Origin of the sequence: Salmonella sp. SJTUF15591, from assembly GCF_043356435.1 — a bacterium.
GTDB classification, from domain to species: Bacteria; Pseudomonadota; Gammaproteobacteria; order Enterobacterales; family Enterobacteriaceae; genus Salmonella; species Salmonella enterica.
The window spans coordinates 1-24923 of the sequence record NZ_JBEUJO010000005.1; the positions used below are offsets into that span (position 1 = coordinate 1).

The window sequence follows — 24923 nt, forward strand, 5'->3', positions numbered from 1 at the left end:
GCATTCATTGCGGGTGAGATTGGCGGCGCAGTGGTCGAATTGATAATCGACGGCGTAGTGATCAGCCGCGATGCGATTGTGGATAGCCTAGAGGCTAAGCGCAGGGCAGTGGGAAACGTCATTCACAAAGGTGTATTGCGGGATGCGGCTGCTATGGTGCGGAAAGGGCAATAAAAAACCCGGCGCGAAGGCCGGGTTAAATTGCTTGTCTGGCAAACTTTACTATTGATGCTTCATCTCTATGCTCTATGTGATGGATACCTTTCTCGTCGAATGTGTTACGAATTTCACGCATCGCTTTTACCTCAAGAGCGCTTGGCTGGTAAGGTGCATCTATCGTAAATAACACATTAGAGATAGATAAAATTTTCTCACTGGCGGCGCGTAAAATTTTTGCTGTCCAAGAGTCACAGTGCTCCATCATTTTTTCCGGTTTGTCCTGTGTGAACGCCAGGGGTTTGATTGCACATAAAATCTCTCCCTCTTGACGAGCGACAAATGGTAAAGAGAATCGCGTCAACTCTCCGCCAAGCGTCTCTTTTTTAAACGCATTCTTAAGATCACTGTAATGAGAGAAGCGATGCTTAAGTTCTCTCGTTAGGATGGCCTCACGAGATTCTTTTGTTACTTCTGAATGATTTACAAACTTATTAAAAAGGGTGGCTGTAATTTCCTGAGGGCAATCAGACATCACAACTCTCGCTGGGCTAAAATGAATGATTGATTCCTTTTTACCAATTAAGTAATTGAAAAAGTTTGCTAATTTCTCAGGGGTGGTGAATTTATAACTTTGTTCTTGAGCAAACTTTAACTCTCTTGCAATTGCATCTTTCGCATGAGGAAAAATTATCTCGTCCTGAAAAAAATTTTTTACTCTAGCGTTGTTGCCTTGAGTCAGTTGAAAGTGAAACTGCCCTAACTTCGGAGCACAAAGAACCACACCGACGTTGGCAAACTCTTCGGTTTCTGCATATGGCGCATATCTAATAATGCTGTATAGGCATGGTGTGGTCATTTGATGTTACTCCAAAATTCTCTGTCGCTTACTCTGTTCAGGCAGTTCATTATCTCATTCAACATCAGTTCGCGTTCTTCATCGGATGAAAACCACTCATCAGGAACCTGATTAAACTTCTCCTCAACTGAACCAATAGCACCACTAGCGAGATCCATCAGTTCGGGTTTATCAAGTATGTCGAACACCCACTTTCTTCCGTTTGCAGAATACACATGGACATCATACTCATCATCAGTTGTATCCTGTGCGAATGCCAGATTATGGTCAATCAGGTAATACCTATTATTAACAGCATCGAAAATTATATTTACATTGCCACCGATGTCAGTCAAAGACCTGTCAGCATTGTTTATCCAGCGGTCAAAGAAGAATATTTTCTTTTGATCCTGTATGTTTACAGCACTGCGGGCTTGTTGAATGTTAATGGTTGAGGCATTTTCAACAAAGCGGGTGGCAAATGCTGGGCCTGGTGAAAGCTCGCCGCGCAAATCAGGCATGAATTCGATAATCTCTTGGCCAACATCTACAATGCAAAAATCAGGGCAAGGTAGACCTATCTGTCTGGCTAGGTGTGCAGAAATAAATTCTGCTACAAGCTCTTTTTGCCGGAGTTTTGGCCTGCCCTTAACTATGTAAGCCAGCCCATCTTGGCACGTGCAAAGAAACGGCTGAGTCATACCGTCATTCATGCGTCTAGTATAGGCTGTAACTTGCAGATAGTTATTTTGCAAAACATACTTTCCCTAGAAATAAACACTAAACATTGGTGCTGGAAAACTTTAAAAAAATAACGTGCACAGCTTATCCTTAACCAAACGGCTCTTCAGCCCATCAGCACCCGAATACCTCAGGCTAACCGTACTTCCTGTAGGTCTGTAGCGTATTACTCCGTATCGCCCTTAATCCGCCGCCCCATGTACTTCGCGTACAGCTCGTCAAGTTCCTTCAGGCGCAGCGAGACAATCCGCAACATGTTCTGTTGCTCTTCTTCCGGTAACTGGCGATAGAGCTCAAGCAGGCGCTGTTCGTCAGGTTTAAGTCCGTCTTTCTCTCCGACATCCTCACCAAGCAGCCACGGAACTGATACGCCAGCAGCATCTGCTACAGCGAGCGCTGACTCCTTGCTCATAGCACCTTTTTTGAACCAGCCGTTAACGGACTGCGGAGTTATTCCCGCAATCCTGGCCATATCAGACTTTGTCATCCCACGGCGCGTTAATTCTGTCAGACGCTCTACAAGAATCGGGTTAAGTAATTTTTTCTCTGTCATGTCAGAAGAATAAGCCTTTTGCTTATAAAATAAAATTCGCCTGGGACTTGATTTAATTTTAAGTCTAAGGCTTAATTTGTTCGTGTATCTTTTGGAGACCATCATGAACGGATTAGAGAAAGCCATCAAAAAAGCAGGTAATGCCAGCAATCTTGCGGCCTTACTGGGTATTAAACCCATGTCGGTAAGCCGCTGGAAGACACGTTACAACGGTGCTGTCCCACCAGGCCGCGTATTACCGATTTTCAAGATAACGGGCATCACACCTCACGAACTGCGCCCTGATATCTACCCAAACCCAACCGATGGCTTACCAAGCCAAGAGGCATCAGCCAAATAACCATAGAGGATATTTACCCATGGAGAACGCAATTGCACGAAAGTTAGACCCACCAGAAATCAACCCGATTGAGATAGAGAGTGTCCTGCTCAACCGGCTTGCATCAGTAGGGCAGAAATCATACGCCGAGCATATGGGCATCAGTGAGTCGACAGTCAGCAGACGTAAAGCTGAGGGATATTTCTGCAACATGGCGAAAGAGCTGGCTTTTCTTGGGATTCAGGCCGCGCCACCGGAGGCGGTACTGGTATCCAGAAACTATCTCACAGCCGTAGAGATTCTCGCTGATGCCGGGCTAAAGGCTGAACGAGCCAGGCCGGATGCGCTGGGGTGGGACTGAAAATGGTAGCAACCAAAAAGGCGAAAGCCGCGGTGAGGGGTCACCAACGGCTTTCTGGTGCAATTCATTGCGAATTCATTGCGGGGAAATTATGTCAGTAACCAGTATCGAGGTAAACATCCAGCCAACCCACAAATGCTCTTTTTGCGGAAAGACGAATATTGAAGTGGCTGGCGTTTCTATCTGCCAGAAATGCGTCTTTCAGTGCGTTGATATTGTCTTTAAATACGCAGAAAAGACGAACTCTCCAACGTATTAAATTCAGGGGTATCTATGCAAAGTTCACCATGTGGCTTAAGGCTTCTCTCCAGTAGCGCATTCGTATGCCTTAGTGAGGGCGTCGATCAGGCGAGGAACTTCCCCTACGTGCATCTCAATTTCTCGGCAGATATTCAATTCTTCCGAATTAACACCAGGGCAGTGATTGATAGAAATTGTAAGCGAATTGTCATGCTCATCGTATCTGACAGAAATTTCAGGTCTGTGCGGTGTTGCTATGAATTTGTTCATTTTAACTCCATGGTCTGTAGGTATTTTATGGCTGCTTTACCTTACATGCAATTGTACATAGCTGATTATCTGGCAGATACCATGCATCTGTCTACAGAGGAGCATGGGGCTTATTTGCTGTTGATGTTTAACTACTGGCAAACGGGGAGAGCTATTCCGAAAAGTCGTTTAGCAAAAATTGCACGACTTGATAACGAGCGTTGGATTCCCGTTGAAGAGTCGTTAAGTGAGTTTTTTATCGACAATGGTGAAGAATGGATACATGAACGTATTGAACAGGATTTGGCATCTGTTCATGCGAAGCTGGAACAACGTTCTGCCGCAGGAAAGGCCTCAGTAGCAAAGAGAAAAGCCAATAAAACAATGAAAGTTGAACGAGAAAGCAACGTGTGTTCAACGCTCGTTGAAAGTTCGTTAGAGCGGAATGCTAACGGAAACTCAACTAATAAAGATAAGAATAAGAATAAAGATCTAAAAGAATTAAAAGATCCCCCTAAATCCCCCACGGGGGGAGATAGAAATAATTTTAATCCGCTTTCGATTGAATTACCGGAATGGCTATCCCCGACTCTTTGGGCGGAGTGGGTGGGTTATCGCAAACAACTTGGTAAGCCAATTAAAACCCTGCAAGGGGCCAACGGCTCGATTAATAAACTCGCAGCATACAGGACGCAGGGGCATAGCCCTGAGTTCGTGGTGAAACTGACCATGGAAAATGAGTGGAGGGGGCTACTTGTTCCTGAGGAAACTGCGAGCAAAAAGCGTCGTGACGTAAACGAAATATCTCAACCTGATAATTCGATCCCTACCGGATTCAGGGGGTAACGATGAAAAACGTAATCGGTACTGGCAGTGCGCTTGATCGCCTGAAAAGAATTATCCCAGCCAGTGTGCAGCCGAAATTCTCGACTGCTGATGAGTGGCGGGCATGGCAGGAAGCCGAAGGGCGTAAACGCAGTGAAGAGCTTGACAGGATGAATCAGAAATCCCGCACCGAGAAGATTTTCGGGCGATCTGGCATTCAGGATCTCCATCGTAGCTGTACGTTTGCTAACTACGAAGTAAGCGGGGAGGGGCAGCGAAAAGCGTACACGATGGCAAAAAGTTATGCCCAGAACTTCGGTAGTGGATTTGCGAGCTTTGTGTTCAGCGGTGGTCCGGGAACCGGGAAAAACCATCTTGCGGCGGCAATCGGAAATCATCTGCTGGCCGGCGGTCATAGCGTTCTGGTGGTAACCATTCCTGACCTGATGCTCAGGGTTCGTGAGTGCTACGACGGTGGGCAATCAGAAGCGTCCCTGCTTGATGACCTTTGCAAAGTTGACCTGCTGGTACTGGATGAAGTCGGTATTCAGCGCGGGAGCAGTGGTGAGAAGGTCATTCTCAATCAGGTTATCGATCGCCGTCTCTCATCGATGCGACCTGTTGGTGTTCTGACGAATCTTAACTACGAGGGGCTGTTGGATTCACTGGGCGCGAGGGTTATCGATCGCCTCCAGATGGACGGAGGGATGTGGGTGAATTTTGACTGGGGAAGCTACCGGAAAAACGTTAGCCACCTCCGGATCGTGAAATAAGGGGTTAAAAATGGCCCGACCTAAAACACACAGCGAACGGATGATTATTCTTGAGCGGATTATCGGTCTGGTGAAAGAGCAGGGGCGCATCACGACGAACGACGTCGTTGCGATTTTTGGCGTGCACCGAACCACGGCGGAGAAATATCTGCGTATCGCGCTGGAGCGAGGCGGCTTCATTCGTCATGGCCGCTGCGGCATTTTCCGAGACCAGCGTGCGGTGATTGATTATGACCTCAGGCGATACAGCAGTAGTCAGGTAACGGGATTTTCAGCGCTGCCGGTGCTGGAGAAAAGCCCGGTAATGCAGGTTTATGGAGCATCCAAAATGAGCATCAACAAGGGGGGAGCCCAATGAGCAACATCGACAAACCAATGACAAATCGCGAACTGGTCGATGCGGCCATTGAACTTGCCGGAGAGTTCTATGCGATGCAGGGCTATTCGCATCGTCCAGGGTTCAAATACTGGGAGTCTCCGCATCCGCATGAGCGCCTGTGCTTTGAAATGGCTTGCGTGGCATTCGAAACTATTCGCGGCTCAGATGTAATGGACGCCGTATCTGAACTGGAGGATGAGGAATGAGCAACATCGACAAACAGGCGCTACGTGAAGAGTTCCGCCTCATGCAGGCGCACTATAGCGACCCAGCAGACCGTGCACGACAGGTTATTTATATCGCCGCAGAGGCGCTGCTGGATGAGAATCTTCAACTCCAGCGGGAAAAAGACGCAACAGAGGCCGTAGCGCTGGCACTGCGTGATGATATGCGACAGGCGCGGGAGCAACTGGCAGCCGCAGAAAAGCGGAACGCCGAACTCGAACGCAGCGAAACTCAGTTAATCGACGAACGCGATAATGCTGAATCTGCCCTCAATGATGCCTACAAAGCCGTAATGGGCCAGGCACCAGAATGGAGTAACTGGTTTAGCTTCGAGAATGCGATAGATGAAATTGAGTTGGCGTGCGAGCTATGGCGCAACCAGACAGATGACGTTATCCAGTTCCGCCAGCGCATAGCAGAACTTGAGGCGAAACTTGAAACTGCTGACAAGTTGCAGGATGGCGCATTCCGTGACGGCCTGAAAGCTGGGTTCAGCTATGGGCAGACAGATGACCAATCCGGGTTCGCGCAATGCATGTCTGCATATAGCACACGCACTGACATTGGTGTGAAGGTGGAATGAGATGGCAGAAACCATTTTAGACGTGTGCTGCGGCTCTCGCATGTTCTGGTTCAACAAACAGGATTCCCGCGCCGTGTTCGCCGATATCCGCGCCGAAGAGCATACCCTGTGCGACGGTCGCCGTCTGGTTATCAGTCCTGACCTCATTGCTGATTTTCGCGCGCTACCGTTTGCTGATTCGTCGTTTCCGGTTGTGGTGTTTGATCCGCCTCATCTGGAACGTGTCGGTCAAACGGCCTGGATGGGTAAAAAATACGGGTGCCTGAATAAAAAAACGTGGCGTTCTGACCTCCGCGCCGGATTCAAAGAGGCTTTCCGTGTATTGCGGTCACACGGTGTACTCATTTTTAAATGGAATGAAACGCAGATCCCGGTTAGCCAGATTCTGGCGCTGACGGACGTGAAACCAATCATCGGCCAACGAACCGGCAAGAACGATAAAACCCACTGGATTATTTTTGTGAAGGACTAACCCATGACCACTATTACCAATAACAAACTAACAGACGAACGCGTTTCAAATGCAACACTGATTCGGCTCATTCAGTGGGCTGAACAGCACAATAGCCATTATGTTGCAGCGGCCCTGTGTGAGCTACAGGAACGCCGCAAGGCTGATAGCGCAGAGCCAGCCGGATACCACGTCATCAAAGAGTGCGGAAAGGTTGGCTGTAGTGTTACAACGCTTGAGGAAGCCGAGAAAACGCGAGACTTCTGGAATAAGAGGTGGACTATCAGACCGTATTTCTACACCCAGCCAGCGTCAGAACGCGAACAGATACGCCGCGAGCACGCCGAATGGTCTGATGCCACGTTCGGCGATGTTGGCCCCATCGGTCCGCTGAAGCACCTCTCGAAAGAAGCGCTTGAGGCCGCTGCTGAACCAGACGACCTGAGCGAATGGGCTGACATGCAATTCTTGCTATGGGATGCGCAACGCCGTGCCGGTATTACAGATGAGCAGATTACCCAGGCGATGGTAGAAAAGCTGGCGGTAAACAAGTCCCGCCAGTGGCCGGAGCCGAAAGACGGTGAGCCGCGGCTGCATATCAAAGAGCAGCCAGTGCCGGTAGTGCCGCCCGCCATTGAGCCAGATTACAAGGTCATTAAAAGTATTCTGCCCACGACCAACCCTGATGAATATGCGTGCTGCATTGCTGCTGACATGTGGAACGCCTGTCGCTCCGCCATGCTCAACGGAGGTAAATCGTGAAACACCCACATGCCGGTCCTGTGATCGGCACTAGTGCAAAATCAAAAAATACGAATCAGTGATTTGTAATCAACATTTCTTAGGTTTGTAGATATGCGAATAATAACCAGGAAGAAACCTGCGTTCACTGACCTGTACCAGACTGGTGTTCTGACGCGTATAGCAGCCGTTAAGACTGACAGTGGCGGCTGGCGCCTGTTTGGAGTGTGGCGTGATCAGGATATCGCTGTATTTGTGGAAGCGGCGCGCGGCGGCATCCGGGAATGGTCCGGCTTAAATTATCTGGCTGAGTTTGTGTTCAGTTGTGGCATTAGCCTCTGGGAGGTTCACAACAAGACAGAAAGGAAAACTCCGGCATGAAGTGTTGCGTCATAACCCATTACCGCGGGTCAACCCAACAAGCCCCGCATATGCGGGGCTTGTTGTTGAAGCAGGGCGGGATTGGGTCGATTAAAATCTGAGCGCTACATTCAGAGGGGGCGAAATACTACAGCAATCTTTGTTGTCATGCATTCCAACTAAGCCATGCATTTTGTGCAAAAAGTGCTATTTTTGCCATTCTTGAAAGCTCAAGTCGGATCATAGGCCCCACCTATCTCCGCTGAACGTGATATTACTTTACTTATACCCGTGGGGTAATATCGTCGAAAATGGTGCTAACTTGCAAAGTGGCCACAATAAAGTTCGTCGAACATGCATCTATCTTCAGACATGGACCCATTGCTCAAATATGACGAATGGTATTAAATTGTCCTCAACCACTCCAAGTGGTGATGAATTCTTTGGATGTGTTTACATCCTACAATTTGAGAAAGCACTGCCAAACGTGCATGAGGATGATAATCATGGGTCACGCATTAAAAAAGGCAGATCGCTTGTACATTCCGCCTCGTGACAAATCCACGGTGGCGAAACCTCGTGCAGCGATCAGCGAAGCATGTTCACATACTGGTCAAGTTAAAAACGCCTTTGAGTTTGGGTTTGCTCGTTATGAGAAGGCGATGGAAGAACTTTCAAAGGTCTGAGTAGAAACGGATGACGATAGAGTATGTTGAAGGAGTCAATTATCTTTCGATTGACGATATCGTTTACATCAACAGGTCTCTGATCGAGACTCAGACGCCAAATGAGCCAATAGGTGTACTGAATCCGAACAACCTCAGTTCTTCACAGTCCCGACCAAGTACGATTCGATATTATGAGCAGACAGACGATATGTTTCGCCTGTCTGCTGTTCTTATTGAAAGCCTGATCCAGAATCATCCATTCGCAAATGCAAACAAACGCACCGCCATGATGGCTGGTTACGTATTTCTATTGCTGAATGGATATGAGCTTACAGCACCCAGTGATGAGGTCGTAACCATCGCAGAGGGTTTGGCTCGTAAGGATTATTCAGTGGAAGACCTAGAAAATTGGCTATGCCACTGGTCCCGAGAGTACGATTCCAGAACGTTATGTGCAACAGGCGGAAATTCGCTTCAGGTTCTCGTGGCGACTTCACACTACATCCGAATCGTATCGAAAAACTGAATCCGCTGAGAGGCGGTTATTTGGCCGACCAATACTGAATTATATAACCCGCTTCGGCGGGTTTTTTTTCGCTTTCAGCCTTTGCCTAACTGATTTAGTAAATTCCGAATACTCGGAAAAACTCTTCCTATACAAGGGCATGGCTTTAGCAAAAAGTGCTATTCACCTCTTGAATGTTATTTCTAACAGGTGTACTGTGTTTATATACAGTAGTTGAATGTAGAGGGAATTATGAGAATTGAACTTGTTATCAGCCGGACAAAACAGCTTCCGGAAGGGGCAGTTCCTGCACTGGAAAAAGAACTAATTACCCGTCTCCAGAATCAGTATGAAAACTGCAACTTAACCATCCGTCGAGGCAGTCAGGATGGTCTGAGTATCGTCGGTGCTGCTGATGGCGATAAAAAACGTATACAGAGCATTCTGCAGGAAACGTGGGAAAGCGCTGACGACTGGTTTTATTAACATTGCGCTTAATGCTGGCGCGCATTTTTCAGAATACCGCAATTTGCGTATCCCTTTGATGCTGCTGCCGACAATTTTTAACCGCGTCTGTACATCGCCTGAAGGGAGAACAAAAATTGAGTAATTCAGCTTTGCAAAAGTCAGAAGATAGCTGGTATGACATTGTAAGAAGATCTGATGGTTGCGTAGTGTTTAGCTTTCCATCATCAGGCAGGCATCTTATCTATCGTGTAAATGGCATGGTATCTATGCGTCCTTTGCTGGATGATGAAGAAGTTTTTACTCCCAACGGTTTTATGCATTTTATTCGCCGTCTCGGCTACCGGGTAACACCACCTTCTGATAATATGAAATCAACGGCCTGAACAACCGTTAACCTTCTGCGCCACGGAGAACACCATGGCGCACGAATTACAACTCATCAAGCAGTCATCTGGAATTCTGATCCCCGCGACGCCGGAGACCAGCGATATTCTGCAATCAAAAATTAAACTCGGCGCCGTGCTGGTGGCTGAGTTTCGTCAGGTGAGGAATCCTGCATTCCATCGCCGCTTTTTCGCGTTGCTTAATCTCGGGTTTGAATACTGGGAACCCACCGGCGGCGCCATTTCTGCCAACGAGCGCAAACTGGTAAACGGTTATGCAAAGTTTCTTGCTGCATATGGCGGGAATGAAAGCGCATTACTGGATGCGGCTGAACAGTATCTGGAACAGATTGCAAACCGCCGGGTAACAAACGGAATTAGCCTCTGTAAATCTTTCGATGCATACCGCGCATGGGTGACGGTTGAGGCTGGTCACTATGACGCCATCCAGCTACCTGATGGCACCCTTCGCAAACATCCCCGCAGCATCGCTTTTTCCAGCATGGATGAGGTCGAATTTCAGCAGTTGTATAAATCCGCGCTTGATGTGCTCTGGCGGTGGATTTTATCACGTACATTCCGTACTCAGCGCGAGGCCGAGAACGCCGCCGCCCAGCTCATGAGCTTTGCGGGGTGATGGCGATGAAATACTCCTGGTTCCATCATCACGACTGCACAACCGAGCAGGCCGACACGCTGATATCGGATTATCAGAAGCGGGGCGTAAGGACAGAAAAGAGCCTGAACCCTGACTTCATTACCTGGACTGTCAGTGCGAAATTACCTGAATATGCACGCCGGGTGCGGACGCCAAAATCCTTACGCCAAAAGGTCTGGGGGTGAACATGGCTAAATTACCGCGCCGTAAGTGCAAAGTTTGCCGGGAATGGTTTCATCCTGCTTACAGCAATGTTGTCTGGTGCTGTCCTGAACATGGCGCTATCTACGCGCTTGAACTGCGTGCCAAAGCAAAGATTAAAGCCGCAGCCAGGCGTATCAGGGAGAAACACCAGGCGGATAAAGCCGAACGCCAGCGCCGCCAGGCTAAGCGTGAGTCGTTCAAAACTAAAGCTCAGTGGGATAAAGAGGCGCAGGCCGCCTTTAACCGTTACATCAGGATACGGGATGAAGGTAAACCCTGCATTAGCTGCGATGCGCCGCTGGTTGGTAAAAGCAATTTCCTGACCGGAAGCGCCATCGATGCAAGCCATTACCGCTCGCGCGGTGCCGCCTCACATCTCAAATTCAACGTATTCAACGTTCATTCGGCCTGCACGCGCTGCAACCGGCAGTTAAGCGGTAATGCGGTCGAATACCGAATCCGCCTCATCAGGCGTATAGGCCTCGAAAGGGTGGAGCGTCTTGAATCAGACAATGCGCCACGTCGTTTCGATATCCCGTACCTGAAACGCATCAAATACATATTCACCCGCAAAGCCCGGGCGCTGGAGAAGCGCCGCGCACGTCGACAGGATAATGCAGCATGAAACCAGAACTGATCGACATACTCCGCATGCGCTGGTTGCGTCTCCGTATTTACCGCCGTCCGGGTTCGGTGCTGGTGGACTACCGCATCCTGCGCAATTTTGTTCGTATTTATCAGTTCACAGGATTTACTCAATGAACACTCAATACCTCCAGTATGTACGTGAACAGCTAATGGTAGCGACAGCCGATTTAAGCGGGGAGACTAAAGGGCAGCTTCTGGCCTGGCTGGAGAACGCACAATTCGACACGAAAAACTACCCCCGAAAAAAACAGCGTATCTGGGACAAGGAAACAGAACGCTGGATAACGTTAAATAACCCGCCAATCCCCGGCAAGCAGTCGCTGGCAAAAGGAAGCGCTATCCCGCTGGTGAAGCCTGTGGAATATTCCACTGCCTCATGGCGCCGGGCGGTTCTTTCACTGGATGAACACTACAAGGCGTGGTTGTTGTGGAATTACAGTGAGAATACCTGCTGGGAACACCAGGTCGAAATAACAAGTTGGGCGTGGTGCGAGTTTAGACAGCAGCTTGCAGGGAGGAAGATGGCTGGCAAGACAGTGGAACGGCTGAAGAAACTTATCTGGCTGGCGGCGCAGGATGTCAAATCTGAATTAGCCGGGCGTGAGGTTTATCAATATAAAGAGTTAGCGGGACTGGTAGGCGTTAGCGAAAAGAACTGGTCAGAAACCTTCACCAGACACTGGCTGACCATGCGCGCGATATTTCTGCGTCTTGATCAGGCGTCTCTTTTGAGTGTATCGGAGTCGCGTTCGGAACAGGTGGCTTTCAACCTATACGCACTTAATTGACACAAACAGTTATCCGGGGCTATATTTCTAGCGTTGCCTATATGCAACCTGGGATTGGCGTCCCGGAATCAATCGACGCATAAGCCGCGTTAGCGGTTTTTTTATGCGTAAAACACAGTTACATCCAAATTATGGTGGGCTGTGTGGGGGCACCGAAAGGTGCGCCGGACGGTTGACCGGTTACGCCAACCCTGCACAGTTCACCACCCGTCAATTGGCGTTGACAGTGGTGATAATCCAACCCCATTGGAGCTATCAACCATGACCACTCAAATTTCCGTAGAATCCATTTCGCTGACCACCCATCAAAATATCCCTGTTATTACTACCGAATTGTTGGCACAGTTGTACGGTACTGAAGTAATCAGAATTCAACAAAACCACGCGCGAAATGCGGAACGTTTTATTGAGGGAAAACATTTTTTCAAACTGGTCGGTCAGGAGTTAAGGGAGCTTAAGCACAGACTATCTTTAAGCGAGTCCGTGAAAATCGCTCGCAATGTACGTTCCCTCATCCTCTGGACAGAACGCGGTGCTGCCCGTCACGCAAAAATGCTCGAAACGGATCAGGCATGGGAAGTATTCGAGAGACTGGAGGACTGCTATTTCAGCCAGAAACAACCTGTTCCAGCACGCCAGACTCATCCCGCAATTCCATTTCCAAAAGAACGACGTTTCATTGTAACAGTGTCCCCCGACGGTACTGCTGATACCCAGCCTTTGCCTGACGACGTATTTATCGGCAAAGTATCGAGCATATTAAGTGACCTTCGCCAGATGGGGTGGATAATCATCAAACGTGACCGGCTGGTTGAGACACTGGCGACGTGGTGATTGCAAAACTGGATTAAAACGGCTATATTTTATGTAAATCTGATATCGTCGCCATAGCTTCAATCGTCGACCAAATAAATTCAAGCCCCGCCATCGTGCGGGGCTTTTCTGTTTGTGCCGTCCGGAATAATCCCTCTGAGTTTTGTCGTTAATCCACCTGGCGGCCTTCCTACTTCACACTGCGCCATCCGAGCTATCGGAGGTGAGGCTTATGAAAATGCACAACGATCCCCATTCCTGGCAGGGCTGGCTGGAGCTGTTCCAGAGCTGGTGGCGAGGAGATACGCCGCTGGGCGCTGTTCTGATGTCGTTATTTATGGCCGGTCTGCGCATTGCCTATTTTGGCGGTAACGGTGGCTGGAAGAAAAAAACACTCGAAATTCTGCTATGTGGTGCCCTGACGTTGACCTTCTCATCTGCGCTGGAATATTTCGGCTGGCCCAAGTCCCTGTCTGTTGCGATTGGTGGCGGCGTCGGCCTTATCGGCGTGGATGCGATCCGCGGCTTTGCAATGAAGTTTATCAGTGGTCGTATCGGTGGGGATAATAACAAGGTTTAATCATGAACGAGTCTCAATTTCAGCAGGCGGCTGGTATCAGCGCCGAACTGGCCGCGCGCTGGTATCCACATATTACGGCGGCAATGAGCGAATTCGGTATTACTGCTCCACTGGATCAGGCCATGTTCATTGCTCAGGCGGGACATGAAAGCGCTGGTTTTACAAGGCTGGTGGAGAGCTTCAACTACAGTATCGCCGGGCTGACCGGATTCATCCGCGCCGGGAGAATCACTCCAGATCAGGCCAGTACTCTTGGGCGAAAAGCCTGTGAGAAGGCGCTTCCGCTCGAGCGACAGCGTGCAATAGCTAATCTGGTATACAGCAAGCGAATGGGTAACAACGGGCCTGGCGACGGCTGGAACTACCGCGGGCGTGGACTTATCCAGATCACAGGTCTGAACAACTACCGTGATTGCGGTAACGGGATCAAAACTGAGCTCGTTGCCCATCCGGATCTACTGGCACAGGATACGTATGCTGCCCGTAGTGCAGCGTGGTTCTTCGCGACTAAAGGGTGTCTGAAATATTCCGGCGACATGGTACGCGTTACACAGATAATCAACGGAGGGCAGAACGGCATCGGAGATCGGCGAGAGCGCTTTGAAAAAGCAAAATCGGTGCTGGTATGACTCTGTTACCTGCTCTTCTGAAAAGATACTGGTTGCAGCTGGTGTTTATTTTGCTGATGGCTGGTACGTTTATCGCCGGTAATGTCTGGAGTGACAGGGGCTGGCAAAAAAAATGGGCAGATCGCGACAGCGCTGAATCCTCTCAGGAGGTCAACGCCCAGACCGCCGCCCGTATTATTGAACAGGGCCGCATTATTGCCCGTGATGAGGCTGTAAAAGATGCACAAGCACAAGCCGCTAAATCTGCTGCCACTGCTGCTGGCCTGTCTGCCACTGTTAGCCAGTTGCGCACCGAAGCAACAAAGCTTGCCGCCCGCCTGGACGCCGCAAAACACACCGCAGATCTTGCCGCTTCCGTCAGAAGCAAAACAACCGACGCCACCGCCGGAATGCTTGCCGACATGCTCGGAGATATTGCAGCAGAAGCTAAACGATATGCTGCAATCGCTGACGAACGCTACCAGGCAGGAATGACGTGTGAGCGTATTTACAACTCGGTGAGAGAGTCAACCAACAATCCCATAGCTCCGCACTAGCGGGGCTTTTTGTTGTAACAAGAAGACGAAGAAGGAAATACTATGTTTACAGTTAAAACCATCATCAACGGTGTTACGCATATTTGTGAGCAGCCATCCATCTCGATAGCCAGAGCTGGTTCTGAAACGTTCGCAGATACTTTAAAACTTACTCATAACTCAGCCAGCCCGGACTTCGCATACTGGCTCCCGGCTATCTATGAAGATCCAGAAATGACCAAAGCGCTGCAGGAGGAGGAACTGGTTATTAGTGACCGTACTGATGTGCTGGATACTGATGCTATTGCCATCATTATTGAGGAATATCCGAGTGAAAATTTCCCCGGCGCGGGTGATGGCTGCCGTTACCAGTTTATCTATCCGGGCGATCAGGTTTATGTGATGAACTCTAATGGTGCCACCATCGAGGCCGTGAAGTAGGCGTTACAGCAGAGCCTAGTAGTAACTTACCCACATGATGACTGATAGCCACCTGGACAGATATCGCATGAACAAATCGCCCCGTATCTATGGCAGCAAATGGGACCGTGAGCGCCTCCTGTTCCTTCGTACTCATCCGTTGTGTGCCATGTGTCATGAGCAGGGAAGAGTGACGGCGGCAACGGTGGTCGATCATATCATTCCGCACAAACTGAAAGAGGCGCTGAATAGTGGAAACGCCGAAGCGATAGCGAAGGCACAAAAGCTATTCTGGAGCCGGAAGAACTGGCAGGGGTTGTGTAAGCAGCACCACGACTCTACGAAGCAACGAATGGAGAAACGCGGTGTCGTCGTGGGCTGTGACGAGAACGGTATTCCACTTGACCGTGCATCGCACTGGTTCAGACGATAACAATTCTCATATGTGTGGCAGCTATGAAGGAGGAGGGCGGGTTAAAAGTTCACAGCTTTGTGCCTGCGTGACCGCCCGCCCTCCTCTGTTTGCACAACCGCGAAATGAAAAGTTTTTTTCCGGGAGGTTCCGATGGCAGGACGGCGCCCGAAACCGACCCACCTGAAAGTGGTAACCGGCAATCCGGGCAAACGTAAACTCAACGATAAAGAACCCCAACCTGCAAAAGAAATCCCCAGCCCGCCAGCACATCTTAGCGACTGGGGAAAAGTTGCGTGGGGCAGGCTCACAGTTTTACTTGATGGCATGGGTATTCTTACAGTTGCCGATTCACTGGCGCTGGAGCGTCTTTGCGATATCTATGCAGATATCCTTCAGCTTCGCCTGACGATCGCGGACGAAGGGAGAACTTATACAGTCCAGACTGAAGGGGGATTTTTGATTAAGGCGAACCCGGCAGTAGCAATGTTGGCGGATGCTGATCGACGTTTTAAAAGTTACCTGGTTGAATTCGGTCTGACTCCGGCCGCCAGAACGAAGGTGAAAGTGGATGGTGGAGAAAAAGAAGAAGACCCGCTCAACGAGTTCTTCGGTTGACCCCACCACTCGTTATGCGATGGATGTGGCGTCCGGTAAGGAAATTGCCGGACCTGATATCCGCAATTCCTGCAAGCGTCATCTGAAGGATCTGGAGTCCTGCCATGCCCGCGGTCTGGTATGGGATACGGTAACAGCGCAGCGTGCTATCGACTTTTTCGCGAAAGTGCTGAAACTTAACGGCGGCGAACACGAAGGCAAGCCGTTCAATCTGTTACCCTGGCAGTGCTTTATCGTGGGGTCTGTATTTGGCTGGCAAAACTCAGACGGCTATCGCCGGTTCCGTATGGTGTACGTCGAATCCGGTAAGGGGTCAGGTAAATCACCGCTTGCAGCTGGTATAGCTCTTTACTGCCTTGTCGCCGACAAGGAGCCACGCGCGGAAGTCTACGCGGCCGCCACGAAAAAAGACCAGGCCATGATACTGTTTCGCGATGCTGTGGCGATGGTTGACCAGTCGCCAGCACTGGCACAGCGGATTAACAAATCAGGCGGTGCCGGGAAAGAGTGGAATCTGGCTTTTCTGCAGACCGGTTCTTTTTTCCGGCCTATCAGCTCGGACGACGGACAGTCAGGTCCACGCCCGCATTGTGCTCTGATAGACGAAATTCACGAGCACAAAAACAACCAGGTCGTGGAAATGATGCGCGCCGGGACGAAAGGTCGTCGCCAGGCGTTGATTTTCATGATCACTAACAGCGGCCACGACAAAACCAGCGTCTGCTACGACTATCACGAGTATGGGCGTAAAGTTGCCGAAGGCTCGATTGAGGATGACAGTTTCTTTTCTTTCATTTGTTCCCTGGACGAAGGAGAAGACCCATTCAAGGACGAGTCCTGCTGGAAAAAAGCAAACCCCTCTCTTGGTCATACTTTTACCGATCGCTACCTGCGTGAGCAGGTTACTCAGGCTCGGGGGATGCCGTCGAAGGAAAGCATTGTTCGGCGGTTAAACTTCTGTCAGTGGGTGGATGCCGATAACCCCTGGATGAGTAGCGATGTGTGGATGGGGTGCGAAGAGGACTTCTCCCTGCAGGAGCTGCGGGGCGAGGAATGCTATGGCGGTCTGGATCTTTCAGGCAGCCGGGATCTCACCGCACTGGCGCTGTTCTTTCCGAAAAAGAGAAAGCTGGTGGTGGAATTCTGGACGCCAAAAGACACTCTGACAGACCGGGCGAAAACAGACCGGGTTCCATATGACGCATGGGAACGGGACGGATACATCCACACCACACCAGGTAAAGCCGTGAAGTATGGTTTTGTTGCTGAACGTATCGCAGATCTTGCAATGCAGTTCGACATCAAAGCCATTGCCTTCGATCAGTACCGTATTAAATACCTTGAGCCGGAACTGGACGAAGCCTCAGTATCAGTGCCGCTGATCCCGCATGGGCAGGGCTACTACAAGGCAAAAGATTCTGGTCTGTGGATGCCGCATTCTATCGAGCTATTTGAGCAGATGCTGGATGATGGTGCAGTCGTTATTAAAACTAATCCCTGCCTGCGCTGGAATGCAGCTTCCGCAGTAACCGAAGCCGATCAGAAAGAAAACCGCATTTTTGCCAAGAAAAAAAGTACCGGACGTATTGATGGCGTGGTGGCTTCCGCTATGGCAATAGGTGCATCAGAAGAGGATGTCACTGATGATGGCGATGTTGATGGTTTCTTTGATGATCCAATCATAGTGGGTATCTGATGGCGAATAATAAACACCCCGGGCGAATAAAAAGCGCCCTTTTAAACTGGCTGGGCGTCCCCGTCAGCCTGACTAACGGCGAGTTCTGGCGCGAGTGGTTCGGAACCAGCAGCAGTGGAAAAGTTGTGACTGCTGATAAGATTATCCGCCTGTCTGCTGTATGGGCCTGTGTCAGGTTGTTGAGTGAATCGGTTTCCACGTTACCGCTGAAAATCTACGAACGTCAGGCTGATGGCTCCCGAAAACTGGCTTCTGATAATCCTGCTTACCAGGTACTTTGCCGGCGCCCCAATCCTGAAATGACGCCGTCACGTTTTATGCTGATGGTGGTCGCCAGTATCTGTCTGCGGGGAAATGCATTTGTTGAAAAACTGTTTATCGGCAGAAAACTGGTATCGCTGGTTCCGCTGTTACCACAGAACATGGTAGTAAAACGACTGGATAGTGGGCAATTGCAGTACTCATATACTGAGAACGGAAAACAGCGAATTATACCTGTAAACCGGATTATGCATATCCGTGGATTCGGTCTGGATGGTGTATGTGGCATGATGCCTGCGATGACGGGCATCGATGTCTTTGGTGCGGCAATGTCGGTGGATGAAGCCGCGGCAAAAATCTTTGAAAATGGCCTTCAGAGTACAGGGTTTCTTTCTTCAAAAAATGCGCTGACCAAAGAGCAGCGTGATCGTCTGAGGCAAAACCTTCAGTCTTTTATCGGTTCAAAAAATGCCGGGAAACTGATGGTGCTGGAAAATGAACTCACATACCAGAATGTCACCATGAATCCGGAAGCGGCACAATTGCTGGAAAGCCGTTCCTTCAGTATCGAGGAAATTTGCCGCTGGTTTCGCGTTCCTCCTTTCATGGTCGGTCATACCACTAAACAAAGCAGCTGGGCATCCAGTCTTGAAGGGATGAACCTTCAGTTCCTGACGCACACTCTTCGACCGCTGCTGGTGAATATTGAACAGGAAATTGGCCGGTGCCTGCTCGATAGCGATGATGACGTGTTCGCGGAGTTCTCCGTTGAAGGACTGCTGCGCGCCGACAGCGCTGGCCGTGCGGCTTACTATACCAGCGCGCTTCAGAATGGCTGGATGTCGCGAAACGATGTTCGCCGTCTGGAAAATATGCCGCCGATTGAAGGGGGGGACATTTACACCGTTCAGCTCAACCTGACGCAACTGAAAAATCTCGAAAGCAGCAATCCTGCTGTTCAGGCTCTGGCCCTGAGAGAACTGCATAACCACGTATTCCCCGATATTTCCTTTGAACAATCTCCGCTGAAACAGGCCGCTTAGGAGCACTTTCCTGATGAGCAAAAAACAACTTCCGGTAGCACCGGCGGGGCGCCCCTGTGCGCGCGTTACCTGTGAAACCCTTCCTTCCGCACTGGACCGCTGGAACGGCGGGATCAAAGCTGCGGCCACTGACGACAACAGTATTTCTGTTTTTGATGTGATCGGGCAGGACTACTGGGGTGAAGGCGTAACAGCCAAACGTATCGCCGGTGCGCTACGGGCGATGAATGGCGCCGACGTCACGGTCAATATCAACTCCCCTGGCGGTGACATGTTCGAAGGCCTGGCCATCTACAACCTACTGCGTGAATACCAGGGGAAAGTTACGGTCAAGGTGCTGGGCATTGCCGCCAGCGCCGCCTCTGTTATCGCGATGGCCGGGGATGATATTCAGATTGGTCGTGGGGCCTTCCTGGTGATCCACAACTGCTGGGTGGTGGCAATGGGTAACCGGCATGACTTTGCTGAATTATCTGCCTCTCTCGAACCGTTTGATAACGCAATGGCTGACATTTACGCCGCACGCTCCGGGCTTGATATGGCCACAGTGCAAAAACTGATGGATGCCGAAAGCTACATCGGCGGTAGCGATGCCGTGGAGAAAGGTCTGGCCGACAGCCTTCTTTCTGCTGATGCCGTAATTGACGGTGACGAAACTCCTGCTGCAGCGTTGCGTAAGCTCGATGCGTTGCTGGCAAAGTCCAACACTCCGCGCTCTGAACGCCGGAAACTGATTAAAGCCCTGTCCGGTGGCATGTCTGGCGCTGCCACCAACCATGACGGCACGCCGGGCGCTGCCGAAGAAATAAAACCTGAAATCATCAATTCTCTTGAAAACGCCCTCGCTGCGTTAGTCAAATAAGGACCTTTTATGTCTGAAGTAAATGAAATTCTGAAAAAAGTTACCGCCAGCATTGAAGAAGCGACGGATAAGTTTAATGCCAGGGCTGAAGATGCACTTAAAGAAGCGAAGAAGTCCGGCAAACTGTCAGAAGAAACAAAGGCAGCCGTTGACAAGATGGCGTCTGAATTTAACGCCCTGCGTGAAGCTGAAAAAACGCTGAAGGCGGCAATAGGGGAACTTGAGCAGCATGTTGCGCAGATGCCGCTGGCCAATGCAAAACATATTGTTGAGACGGTTGGCCAACAGGTCATTTCTGCGGAAGCTCTTAAAACATTTTCCGCCAGCGTGGAAGGAGGGAAACGCGTCAGCATCCCGGTAAACGCTGCACTTATCTCCTCCGGTGTCGCTGAAGGCGTGGTAGAGCCTCAGCGCCTGCCGGGTATTGATACTACCCCCAAACAACGCCTGTTTATACGTGATCTGATTGCACCTGGTCGCACATCATCTCCGGCAATCTTCTGGGTTCAGCAGACGGGTTTTACCAACAAAGCCGCCGTGGTTGCGGAGAACACAACCAAGCCGTACAGCGATATTGCGTTCGCCACGAAGATCACCCCGGTAACCACCATTGCGCATATGTTCAAGGCGTCAAAACAGATTCTGGATGACTTCGCACAGTTACAGTCCACCGTTGATGCCGAAATGCGCTACGGCCTGAAATATGTTGAAGAGCAGGAAATCCTTTTTGGTGACGGTACCGGCGTTCATCTGCACGGTATCGTTCCGCAGGCTTCGGCCTTCAGTGCAGAATTCAGGGTTGAACAGCAAAACGGCATTGATGACCTGCGCCTGGCAATGCTGCAGGCGCAACTGGCGCGCTTCCCGGCGTCAGGGCATGTTCTGCACTTTATCGACTGGGCAAAAATCGAACTCACTAAAGACACGCTTGGGCGTTATATCCTTGCCAATCCATCAGGTCTGACTGGCCCGACATTGTGGGGGCTTCCGGTGGTGGCGACCGAAGCTGCGGCATTTAAGGGCAAGTTCCTGACAGGCGCATTTAATGCTGGTGCGCAGATTTTTGATCGTGAGGATGCCAATGTGGTTATTTCCACTGAAAACGCCGACGATTTTGAGAAAAACATGATCTCAATTCGTTGTGAAGAGCGTCTGGCACTGGCAGTCAAACGTCCGGAAGCATTCATCTATGGTTCCTTCACTGTCCCGGCACCTGCTGGCGCATAAAACCTGCTGCGGCCTGCGGGCCGCTTTTTTATGGGAGTGAGCTATGAAAATAATTGCACAAAAGCCGCTGTACATAAACGGCGACGTGGTTACCGAAGGCTCGGTATTCGAAACCATTGAGCAGCACGGACGCGAACTGATTAATAAAGGATATGCACATCTGATTGAGGTCGATAATTCTGCGCAGCCGGAACAGCCGGAACAGCCGGAACAGCCGGAACAGCCGGAACAGCCGGAACAGCCGGAACAGCCGGAGACAAAAGCAGACAAAAAGGCGAGAAAGTGATGCTTGAGCTTGTTGTGGTGAAACAGCATTGTCGCATTGATACCGATTTTACGGGTGATGATGCTCTGCTGGAGATTTACTCAGGTGCGGCAGCCCGGTATGTCCAGACATGGACGCGCCGCACGCTCTATGAAAATGAAAGCAGCCCAGGCTACGCAGAAGATCCTGACCAGATTCTCCTCAATGATGATGTTAAGGCGGCCATGTTACTGCTGATAGGTCACTGGTATGCCAACAGAGAATCAGTGGCCGTCGGTCAGACCGCTACAGATGTCCCGTTTGCAGTTGAAGCCCTGCTTCAGCCATACCGAATTTACGGTGTGTAGGAGGATTTTATGCAGGCCGGAAGACTGAGAGACAGGGTGGTAGTTCAGAACATCACAACATCCAGAGATCCTTCTGGTCAGCCTGTTGAAACGTGGCATGACGGTGCGAGTACATGGGCAGAAGTCAAAGGCATCAGTGGCCGTGAAATTGTAGCGGCCGGTGCTGAAACCGCTGTAGCCACTATCAGGGTTTGGACACGATTTCGTAACGATATAACTGCTGCGTCCAGACTCAGGGTTATCACTGGACCGTTCAAGGGTGCCATTTTGAATATCATTGGCCCACCGATTTCTGATTCTCGCGGTGTTCAGCTCGAAATTTTATGCAAGCAGGGGGCAGAAAAATGATTGAAACGAGCCTCGACTTTTCCGGGTTGAATGATATAGCAAAAGACCTGGAGTTACTTAGCCGCGCTGAAAATAACAAGGTTTTGCGTGATTCCACACGCGCCGGGGCAGAAGTGCTTAAGGAAGAAGTGATCGCACGCGCTCCTGAGAGAACCGGAAAACTGAAGAAAAACGTGGTCGTTTTGACTCAGCGCTCACGACGCCGCGGTGAAATTACTTCCGGCGTACATATCCGTGGTCGCAACATGCGAACCGGTAATAGCGACAACACCATGAAAGCCAGTGATCCGCGAAATGCGTTTTACTGGCGGTTTGTTGAGATGGGGACAGTAAATATGCCGCCTCATCCGTTTGTGCGCCCTGCGTTCGATGTGCGCCAGGAGCAGGCGACGGAGGTCGCGATCAGGCGCATGAACCAGGCGATTGACGAGGCGTTAAGAAAATGACGGAAGATGACCTTTATCTTTTGCTGAAGCCTCTGGCCGGTGGACAGGTTTATCCCTACGTTGCACCGCTCGGCAGTGACGGTCAGCCTTCAATTTCTCCACCGTGGGTAATTTTTTCACTTATTTCTGATGTGACCGCTGATGTTCTGTGTGGACAGGCGGAATCTAACGTTTCTGTTCAGGTTGACGTGTATGCCTTGACGATCAGCGAGGCACGCATAATCCGGGATATGGCATTACAGGCAGTTAAACCACTTAATCCTACCAACATAAGCAAAACACCCAGTTATGAACCAGAGTCCCGGTATTACCGGTCAACGCTGGAATTTCAGGTAATCGCCTGACACATCCATTAACTCACAGACCCGCTTCGGCAGGTTTTCTATTTTCAGGAGACAGTTATGTCCTCACTTTATGAAAAATCACAGGGCACGAAGATTCAGATCACTTCTGCCCCGGCAACGCCAGAAACGGTCGGTTCAGCAACGTATCTGGATTTGCAGTGCACCATTAAAGAGGTGCAATTCACTGGTGGCCAGAAACAGGATATCGACGTCACAACGCTGTGTTCTACAGAACAGGAAAACATTAACGGCCTGGGCGCTCAGTCAGAAATCTCACTGTCGGGTAACTTTTACTCTAACCCTGCACAGGATGCCCTGCGTGAAGCATATGACAATGACACCTCCTATGGCTTCAAAATCATTTTCCCTTCCGGGATCGGCTTCCAGTTCCTGGCTGAAGTTCGCCAGCACACTTGGTCTTCAGGGACAAACAGCGTAGTGGCTGCAACGTTCTCGCTACGTCTGAAAGGTAAGCCAACGAAAATTGATAACGCGCTGCGCCTTACCACCGATCTGCCTGATACCAAATCCGTAACATCTGGATCAGCTTTATCACTGACGGTAGTGGCAGCGGGAGGAACCACACCTTATTCCTACGTATGGAAGAAGGGCGGTAGCGCAGTTAGTGGGCAGACGACTGCAACGTTCAACAAGGCAAACACTGCCTCAGGTGATGCCGGTGATTATGTTTGTGAGGTTACTGACGCCTCCACGCCTGCCGGAAAAGTTACCTCATCAACCTGCACAGTAACGGTGGCATAACTCATCTTCTTTAATCAGGGATAAAAAATGGCTAAGAGTCTTAAAGAACTGGCACTGTCCAGAGCGTCAGCATTTCGTCATACTGATGTTACTGTTCCGGAATGGGATGGTGTGAAGGTTGTCCTTCGGGAACCATCAGCAGAAGCATGGTTGCACTGGCAGGACGTGATTAAACCTGGTGATACTGATGGTGAGTTGTCCGTGTCAGAACGTGCGCACCGCAATCTCCGCGCAGATGTCACACTGTTTATTGATGTTTTGTTTGACGAACATGGTGAACCGGTATTCAGCAAAAATGATTTTGCCGATGTTGAAGCGGTGTATGGCCCTGTTCATGCTCGGTTGCTGCGCCAGGCTCTTAATCTGACCACTGACCCGAAGGAAGCTGAGGGAAAGTAGCACAGCCCGGCATGCGGTTTCTGATGTCGCTTGCGCTCCGCATGGGGCGCACGCTATCAGAGCTTCGGGATACTATGTCTGCCAGTGAACTCAGGCTCTGGGCTGAATTTGATAAACACAGCCCAATAGGTGATATCCGGGGAGACATTCAGGCGGCACAAATTGCAACGGCTGTGTTTAATGCTCAGGGTGCAAAAGCCACGATGAGTGACATGCTGCTGCGCTGGCAGCGTGATCCTGATGAAGAAGGTGCAGACCCGTTTGCCGGGCTTGAGGCGGCGCTTACAGCTGCGACGCAGTGACATTTAGCCCAGAAAATATTAGGATTTGTTCGACTAATAATTCTGGAGATATTTAAAATGGAAAAAATACTTCTGGTTGCAGTTTTAACATTATTGGCTGGTTGTTCTACTCAACCCGTGAATACTGAGCAAGCATCTGTTGTTCCACCGGATAGGATCTGGGATAAGAAAGCGACAAGCAAGACGTCAGATACCGGAGTCATAATTGTTAAACGCGATTCCGGCTTTATTGGGAGTGCATGTCTTGCAAGCGTTTATCTGGATGGAAATCCAATAGCCGATTTAAGCACAAGAGAAAAAGTGACGTTTTACGCTAAGCCTGGGCGACATATTTTAAGTGCAACGCCTCATGGCTGGTGTGCTGGAGGTATGGTTGAGGTAGGTGCTGATGTTATTTTAAATAAAACATTAATTTATCGAATCGGTTATGGTGCTAATGGTGATTATAGATTTTCGCCAACAGCATTTTGATTTTACAATATAAATAAGATACCCGCCCGTTGGCGGGTTTTTTATGG

General features: G+C 50.0%; 41 protein-coding genes and 1 pseudogene. 38 read left to right on the forward strand and 4 right to left on the reverse strand.

Translation table 11 applies throughout. The features are described from left to right. Positions 1-196 precede the first annotated feature (196 nt). From ABVM99_RS12605 to ABVM99_RS12615, 3 genes are all read right to left on the reverse strand, one after another. Entirely contained in the window at positions 197-1015 is an 819-nt protein-coding gene (locus tag ABVM99_RS12605) for a DUF3037 domain-containing protein (protein WP_023137791.1), read from the reverse strand. After that, on the reverse strand, positions 1012-1749 hold the full coding sequence (locus ABVM99_RS12610) for a HipA family kinase (protein ID WP_130525692.1): 738 nt from the start codon (positions 1747-1749) through the stop codon (positions 1012-1014). The genes ABVM99_RS12605 and ABVM99_RS12610 overlap by 4 nt, the downstream gene beginning before the upstream one ends. A 152-nt stretch (positions 1750-1901) precedes the next feature. Then, positions 1902-2288, reverse strand: coding sequence for a helix-turn-helix domain-containing protein (locus ABVM99_RS12615; protein ID WP_024144529.1), 387 nt, complete (start codon positions 2286-2288; stop codon positions 1902-1904). A gap of 103 nt (positions 2289-2391) precedes the next feature. Here ABVM99_RS12615 and ABVM99_RS12620 point away from each other — a divergent pair, with 103 nt between their 5' ends. Both ABVM99_RS12620 and ABVM99_RS12625 read left to right on the forward strand, forming a co-directional pair. After that, positions 2392-2628: a YdaS family helix-turn-helix protein gene (locus ABVM99_RS12620; RefSeq protein WP_001013670.1), complete on the forward strand. Its 237-nt coding sequence runs from the start codon at positions 2392-2394 to the stop codon at positions 2626-2628. Next, positions 2594-2968, forward strand: coding sequence for a CII family transcriptional regulator (locus ABVM99_RS12625; RefSeq protein WP_001574095.1), 375 nt, complete (start codon positions 2594-2596; stop codon positions 2966-2968). The genes ABVM99_RS12620 and ABVM99_RS12625 overlap by 35 nt, the downstream gene beginning before the upstream one ends. A gap of 294 nt (positions 2969-3262) precedes the next feature. On the opposite strand, the gene ABVM99_RS12630 is transcribed toward ABVM99_RS12625, so the two are convergent. After that, positions 3263-3478, reverse strand: a complete 216-nt coding sequence (locus ABVM99_RS12630) for a hypothetical protein (protein WP_108443151.1) — start codon at positions 3476-3478, stop codon at positions 3263-3265. Between the two features lie 27 nt (positions 3479-3505). Between ABVM99_RS12630 and ABVM99_RS12635 the strand changes: the two genes are divergently transcribed. The 36 genes and pseudogenes from ABVM99_RS12635 to ABVM99_RS12810 all read left to right on the forward strand — a co-directional run bounded on the left by ABVM99_RS12635 (position 3506) and on the right by ABVM99_RS12810 (position 24876). Next, the gene (locus ABVM99_RS12635) at positions 3506-4303 is read left to right on the forward strand and encodes a DUF1376 domain-containing protein (protein ID WP_049822744.1); all 798 of its coding nucleotides are present in this window, start codon (positions 3506-3508) and stop codon (positions 4301-4303) included. 2 nt (positions 4304-4305) lie between these two features. Next, a complete protein-coding gene (locus ABVM99_RS12640) occupies positions 4306-5055 on the forward strand; it encodes an ATP-binding protein (protein ID WP_000800014.1) in 750 nt (249 codons plus the stop codon). Between the two features lie 10 nt (positions 5056-5065). Beyond that, entirely contained in the window at positions 5066-5413 is a 348-nt protein-coding gene (locus ABVM99_RS12645) for a DUF977 family protein (protein ID WP_000113623.1), read from the forward strand. Next, positions 5410-5640, forward strand: a complete 231-nt coding sequence (locus ABVM99_RS12650) for a hypothetical protein (protein WP_023136568.1) — start codon at positions 5410-5412, stop codon at positions 5638-5640. The genes ABVM99_RS12645 and ABVM99_RS12650 overlap by 4 nt, the downstream gene beginning before the upstream one ends. After that, positions 5637-6242 carry an ead/Ea22-like family protein gene (locus ABVM99_RS12655; protein ID WP_058799603.1) on the forward strand — a complete coding sequence of 202 codons (606 nt, stop codon included), beginning with the start codon at positions 5637-5639 and terminating at the stop codon, positions 6240-6242. Before ABVM99_RS12650 ends, ABVM99_RS12655 begins: the two co-directional genes overlap by 4 nt. A 1-nt stretch (position 6243) precedes the next feature. Further along, complete coding sequence (locus ABVM99_RS12660) at positions 6244-6714, forward strand: class I SAM-dependent methyltransferase (RefSeq protein WP_058799604.1); 471 nt, start codon at positions 6244-6246, stop codon at positions 6712-6714. Between the two features lie 276 nt (positions 6715-6990). Continuing rightward, positions 6991-7317, forward strand: a pseudogene (locus ABVM99_RS12665) (DUF550 domain-containing protein); the annotation flags it as partial. 983 nt (positions 7318-8300) lie between these two features. Further along, positions 8301-8480 (forward strand): hypothetical protein, encoded by a 180-nt coding sequence (locus ABVM99_RS12670; RefSeq protein WP_016156674.1) that lies wholly within the window; start codon positions 8301-8303, stop codon positions 8478-8480. Between the two features lie 10 nt (positions 8481-8490). After that, positions 8491-8988 (forward strand): type II toxin-antitoxin system death-on-curing family toxin, encoded by a 498-nt coding sequence (locus tag ABVM99_RS12675; protein ID WP_058799674.1) that lies wholly within the window; start codon positions 8491-8493, stop codon positions 8986-8988. Between the two features lie 231 nt (positions 8989-9219). Further along, positions 9220-9453: a DinI family protein gene (locus tag ABVM99_RS12680; RefSeq protein WP_001217669.1), complete on the forward strand. Its 234-nt coding sequence runs from the start codon at positions 9220-9222 to the stop codon at positions 9451-9453. A gap of 116 nt (positions 9454-9569) precedes the next feature. Then, positions 9570-9818: a hypothetical protein gene (locus ABVM99_RS12685; RefSeq protein WP_014343878.1), complete on the forward strand. Its 249-nt coding sequence runs from the start codon at positions 9570-9572 to the stop codon at positions 9816-9818. A gap of 34 nt (positions 9819-9852) precedes the next feature. Beyond that, on the forward strand, positions 9853-10455 hold the full coding sequence (locus tag ABVM99_RS12690) for a DUF1367 family protein (protein WP_000929790.1): 603 nt from the start codon (positions 9853-9855) through the stop codon (positions 10453-10455). Further along, complete coding sequence (locus ABVM99_RS12695; RefSeq protein ID WP_001550288.1) at positions 10455-10661, forward strand: hypothetical protein; 207 nt, start codon at positions 10455-10457, stop codon at positions 10659-10661. The genes ABVM99_RS12690 and ABVM99_RS12695 overlap by 1 nt, the downstream gene beginning before the upstream one ends. 2 nt (positions 10662-10663) lie before the next feature. Further along, positions 10664-11305, forward strand: a complete 642-nt coding sequence (locus ABVM99_RS12700) for a recombination protein NinG (protein ID WP_058799676.1) — start codon at positions 10664-10666, stop codon at positions 11303-11305. Continuing rightward, a complete protein-coding gene (locus ABVM99_RS12705; protein WP_023224313.1) occupies positions 11302-11442 on the forward strand; it encodes a YlcG family protein in 141 nt (46 codons plus the stop codon). The genes ABVM99_RS12700 and ABVM99_RS12705 overlap by 4 nt, the downstream gene beginning before the upstream one ends. Next, complete coding sequence (locus ABVM99_RS12710; RefSeq protein ID WP_058799677.1) at positions 11439-12116, forward strand: bacteriophage antitermination protein Q; 678 nt, start codon at positions 11439-11441, stop codon at positions 12114-12116. Before ABVM99_RS12705 ends, ABVM99_RS12710 begins: the two co-directional genes overlap by 4 nt. Positions 12117-12377: 261 nt before the next feature. Beyond that, positions 12378-12950 (forward strand): ORF6N domain-containing protein, encoded by a 573-nt coding sequence (locus ABVM99_RS12715; RefSeq protein ID WP_058799679.1) that lies wholly within the window; start codon positions 12378-12380, stop codon positions 12948-12950. A 217-nt stretch (positions 12951-13167) separates the two neighbouring features. Further along, positions 13168-13509, forward strand: a complete 342-nt coding sequence (locus tag ABVM99_RS12720; protein ID WP_162264800.1) for a phage holin, lambda family — start codon at positions 13168-13170, stop codon at positions 13507-13509. 2 nt (positions 13510-13511) lie between these two features. Next, complete coding sequence (locus tag ABVM99_RS12725; protein WP_001005894.1) at positions 13512-14138, forward strand: glycoside hydrolase family 19 protein; 627 nt, start codon at positions 13512-13514, stop codon at positions 14136-14138. Next, positions 14135-14674: a DUF2514 domain-containing protein gene (locus ABVM99_RS12730; RefSeq protein WP_052938271.1), complete on the forward strand. Its 540-nt coding sequence runs from the start codon at positions 14135-14137 to the stop codon at positions 14672-14674. Before ABVM99_RS12725 ends, ABVM99_RS12730 begins: the two co-directional genes overlap by 4 nt. 42 nt (positions 14675-14716) lie before the next feature. Continuing rightward, a complete protein-coding gene (locus tag ABVM99_RS12735; RefSeq protein ID WP_000495546.1) occupies positions 14717-15094 on the forward strand; it encodes a hypothetical protein in 378 nt (125 codons plus the stop codon). A gap of 67 nt (positions 15095-15161) precedes the next feature. After that, positions 15162-15506, forward strand: coding sequence for an HNH endonuclease (locus ABVM99_RS12740; protein ID WP_023137451.1), 345 nt, complete (start codon positions 15162-15164; stop codon positions 15504-15506). Between the two features lie 132 nt (positions 15507-15638). Further along, entirely contained in the window at positions 15639-16103 is a 465-nt protein-coding gene (locus ABVM99_RS12745) for a phage terminase small subunit P27 family (protein ID WP_000919036.1), read from the forward strand. Beyond that, positions 16057-17799 (forward strand): terminase large subunit, encoded by a 1743-nt coding sequence (locus tag ABVM99_RS12750; RefSeq protein ID WP_072101813.1) that lies wholly within the window; start codon positions 16057-16059, stop codon positions 17797-17799. The genes ABVM99_RS12745 and ABVM99_RS12750 overlap by 47 nt, the downstream gene beginning before the upstream one ends. Next, positions 17799-19103, forward strand: a complete 1305-nt coding sequence (locus ABVM99_RS12755; protein WP_000002706.1) for a phage portal protein — start codon at positions 17799-17801, stop codon at positions 19101-19103. The genes ABVM99_RS12750 and ABVM99_RS12755 overlap by 1 nt, the downstream gene beginning before the upstream one ends. A 13-nt stretch (positions 19104-19116) precedes the next feature. Continuing rightward, positions 19117-19965 (forward strand): head maturation protease, ClpP-related, encoded by an 849-nt coding sequence (locus tag ABVM99_RS12760; protein WP_058799681.1) that lies wholly within the window; start codon positions 19117-19119, stop codon positions 19963-19965. Positions 19966-19974: 9 nt separating this feature from the next. Next, positions 19975-21192, forward strand: coding sequence for a phage major capsid protein (locus tag ABVM99_RS12765; RefSeq protein ID WP_010835821.1), 1218 nt, complete (start codon positions 19975-19977; stop codon positions 21190-21192). A 43-nt stretch (positions 21193-21235) separates the two neighbouring features. Further along, the gene (locus tag ABVM99_RS12770; protein WP_047595679.1) at positions 21236-21478 is read left to right on the forward strand and encodes a hypothetical protein; all 243 of its coding nucleotides are present in this window, start codon (positions 21236-21238) and stop codon (positions 21476-21478) included. Further along, entirely contained in the window at positions 21478-21804 is a 327-nt protein-coding gene (locus ABVM99_RS12775) for a head-tail connector protein (protein WP_001648719.1), read from the forward strand. Before ABVM99_RS12770 ends, ABVM99_RS12775 begins: the two co-directional genes overlap by 1 nt. Positions 21805-21813: 9 nt before the next feature. After that, positions 21814-22152 carry a phage head closure protein gene (locus ABVM99_RS12780; protein WP_020898872.1) on the forward strand — a complete coding sequence of 113 codons (339 nt, stop codon included), beginning with the start codon at positions 21814-21816 and terminating at the stop codon, positions 22150-22152. Beyond that, the gene (locus ABVM99_RS12785; RefSeq protein WP_052938273.1) at positions 22149-22598 is read left to right on the forward strand and encodes an HK97-gp10 family putative phage morphogenesis protein; all 450 of its coding nucleotides are present in this window, start codon (positions 22149-22151) and stop codon (positions 22596-22598) included. The genes ABVM99_RS12780 and ABVM99_RS12785 overlap by 4 nt, the downstream gene beginning before the upstream one ends. After that, the gene (locus ABVM99_RS12790; protein ID WP_052938274.1) at positions 22595-22942 is read left to right on the forward strand and encodes a DUF3168 domain-containing protein; all 348 of its coding nucleotides are present in this window, start codon (positions 22595-22597) and stop codon (positions 22940-22942) included. The genes ABVM99_RS12785 and ABVM99_RS12790 overlap by 4 nt, the downstream gene beginning before the upstream one ends. A gap of 57 nt (positions 22943-22999) precedes the next feature. Next, positions 23000-23704 (forward strand): immunoglobulin domain-containing protein, encoded by a 705-nt coding sequence (locus tag ABVM99_RS12795; RefSeq protein WP_020898870.1) that lies wholly within the window; start codon positions 23000-23002, stop codon positions 23702-23704. A 27-nt stretch (positions 23705-23731) separates the two neighbouring features. Further along, entirely contained in the window at positions 23732-24103 is a 372-nt protein-coding gene (locus tag ABVM99_RS12800; protein WP_001129938.1) for a phage tail assembly chaperone, read from the forward strand. An 11-nt stretch (positions 24104-24114) separates the two neighbouring features. Further along, the gene (locus ABVM99_RS12805; RefSeq protein WP_044128674.1) at positions 24115-24405 is read left to right on the forward strand and encodes a DUF4035 domain-containing protein; all 291 of its coding nucleotides are present in this window, start codon (positions 24115-24117) and stop codon (positions 24403-24405) included. Positions 24406-24462: 57 nt separating this feature from the next. After that, on the forward strand, positions 24463-24876 hold the full coding sequence (locus tag ABVM99_RS12810) for a hypothetical protein (protein WP_023194827.1): 414 nt from the start codon (positions 24463-24465) through the stop codon (positions 24874-24876). Positions 24877-24923: the final 47 nt, after the last annotated feature.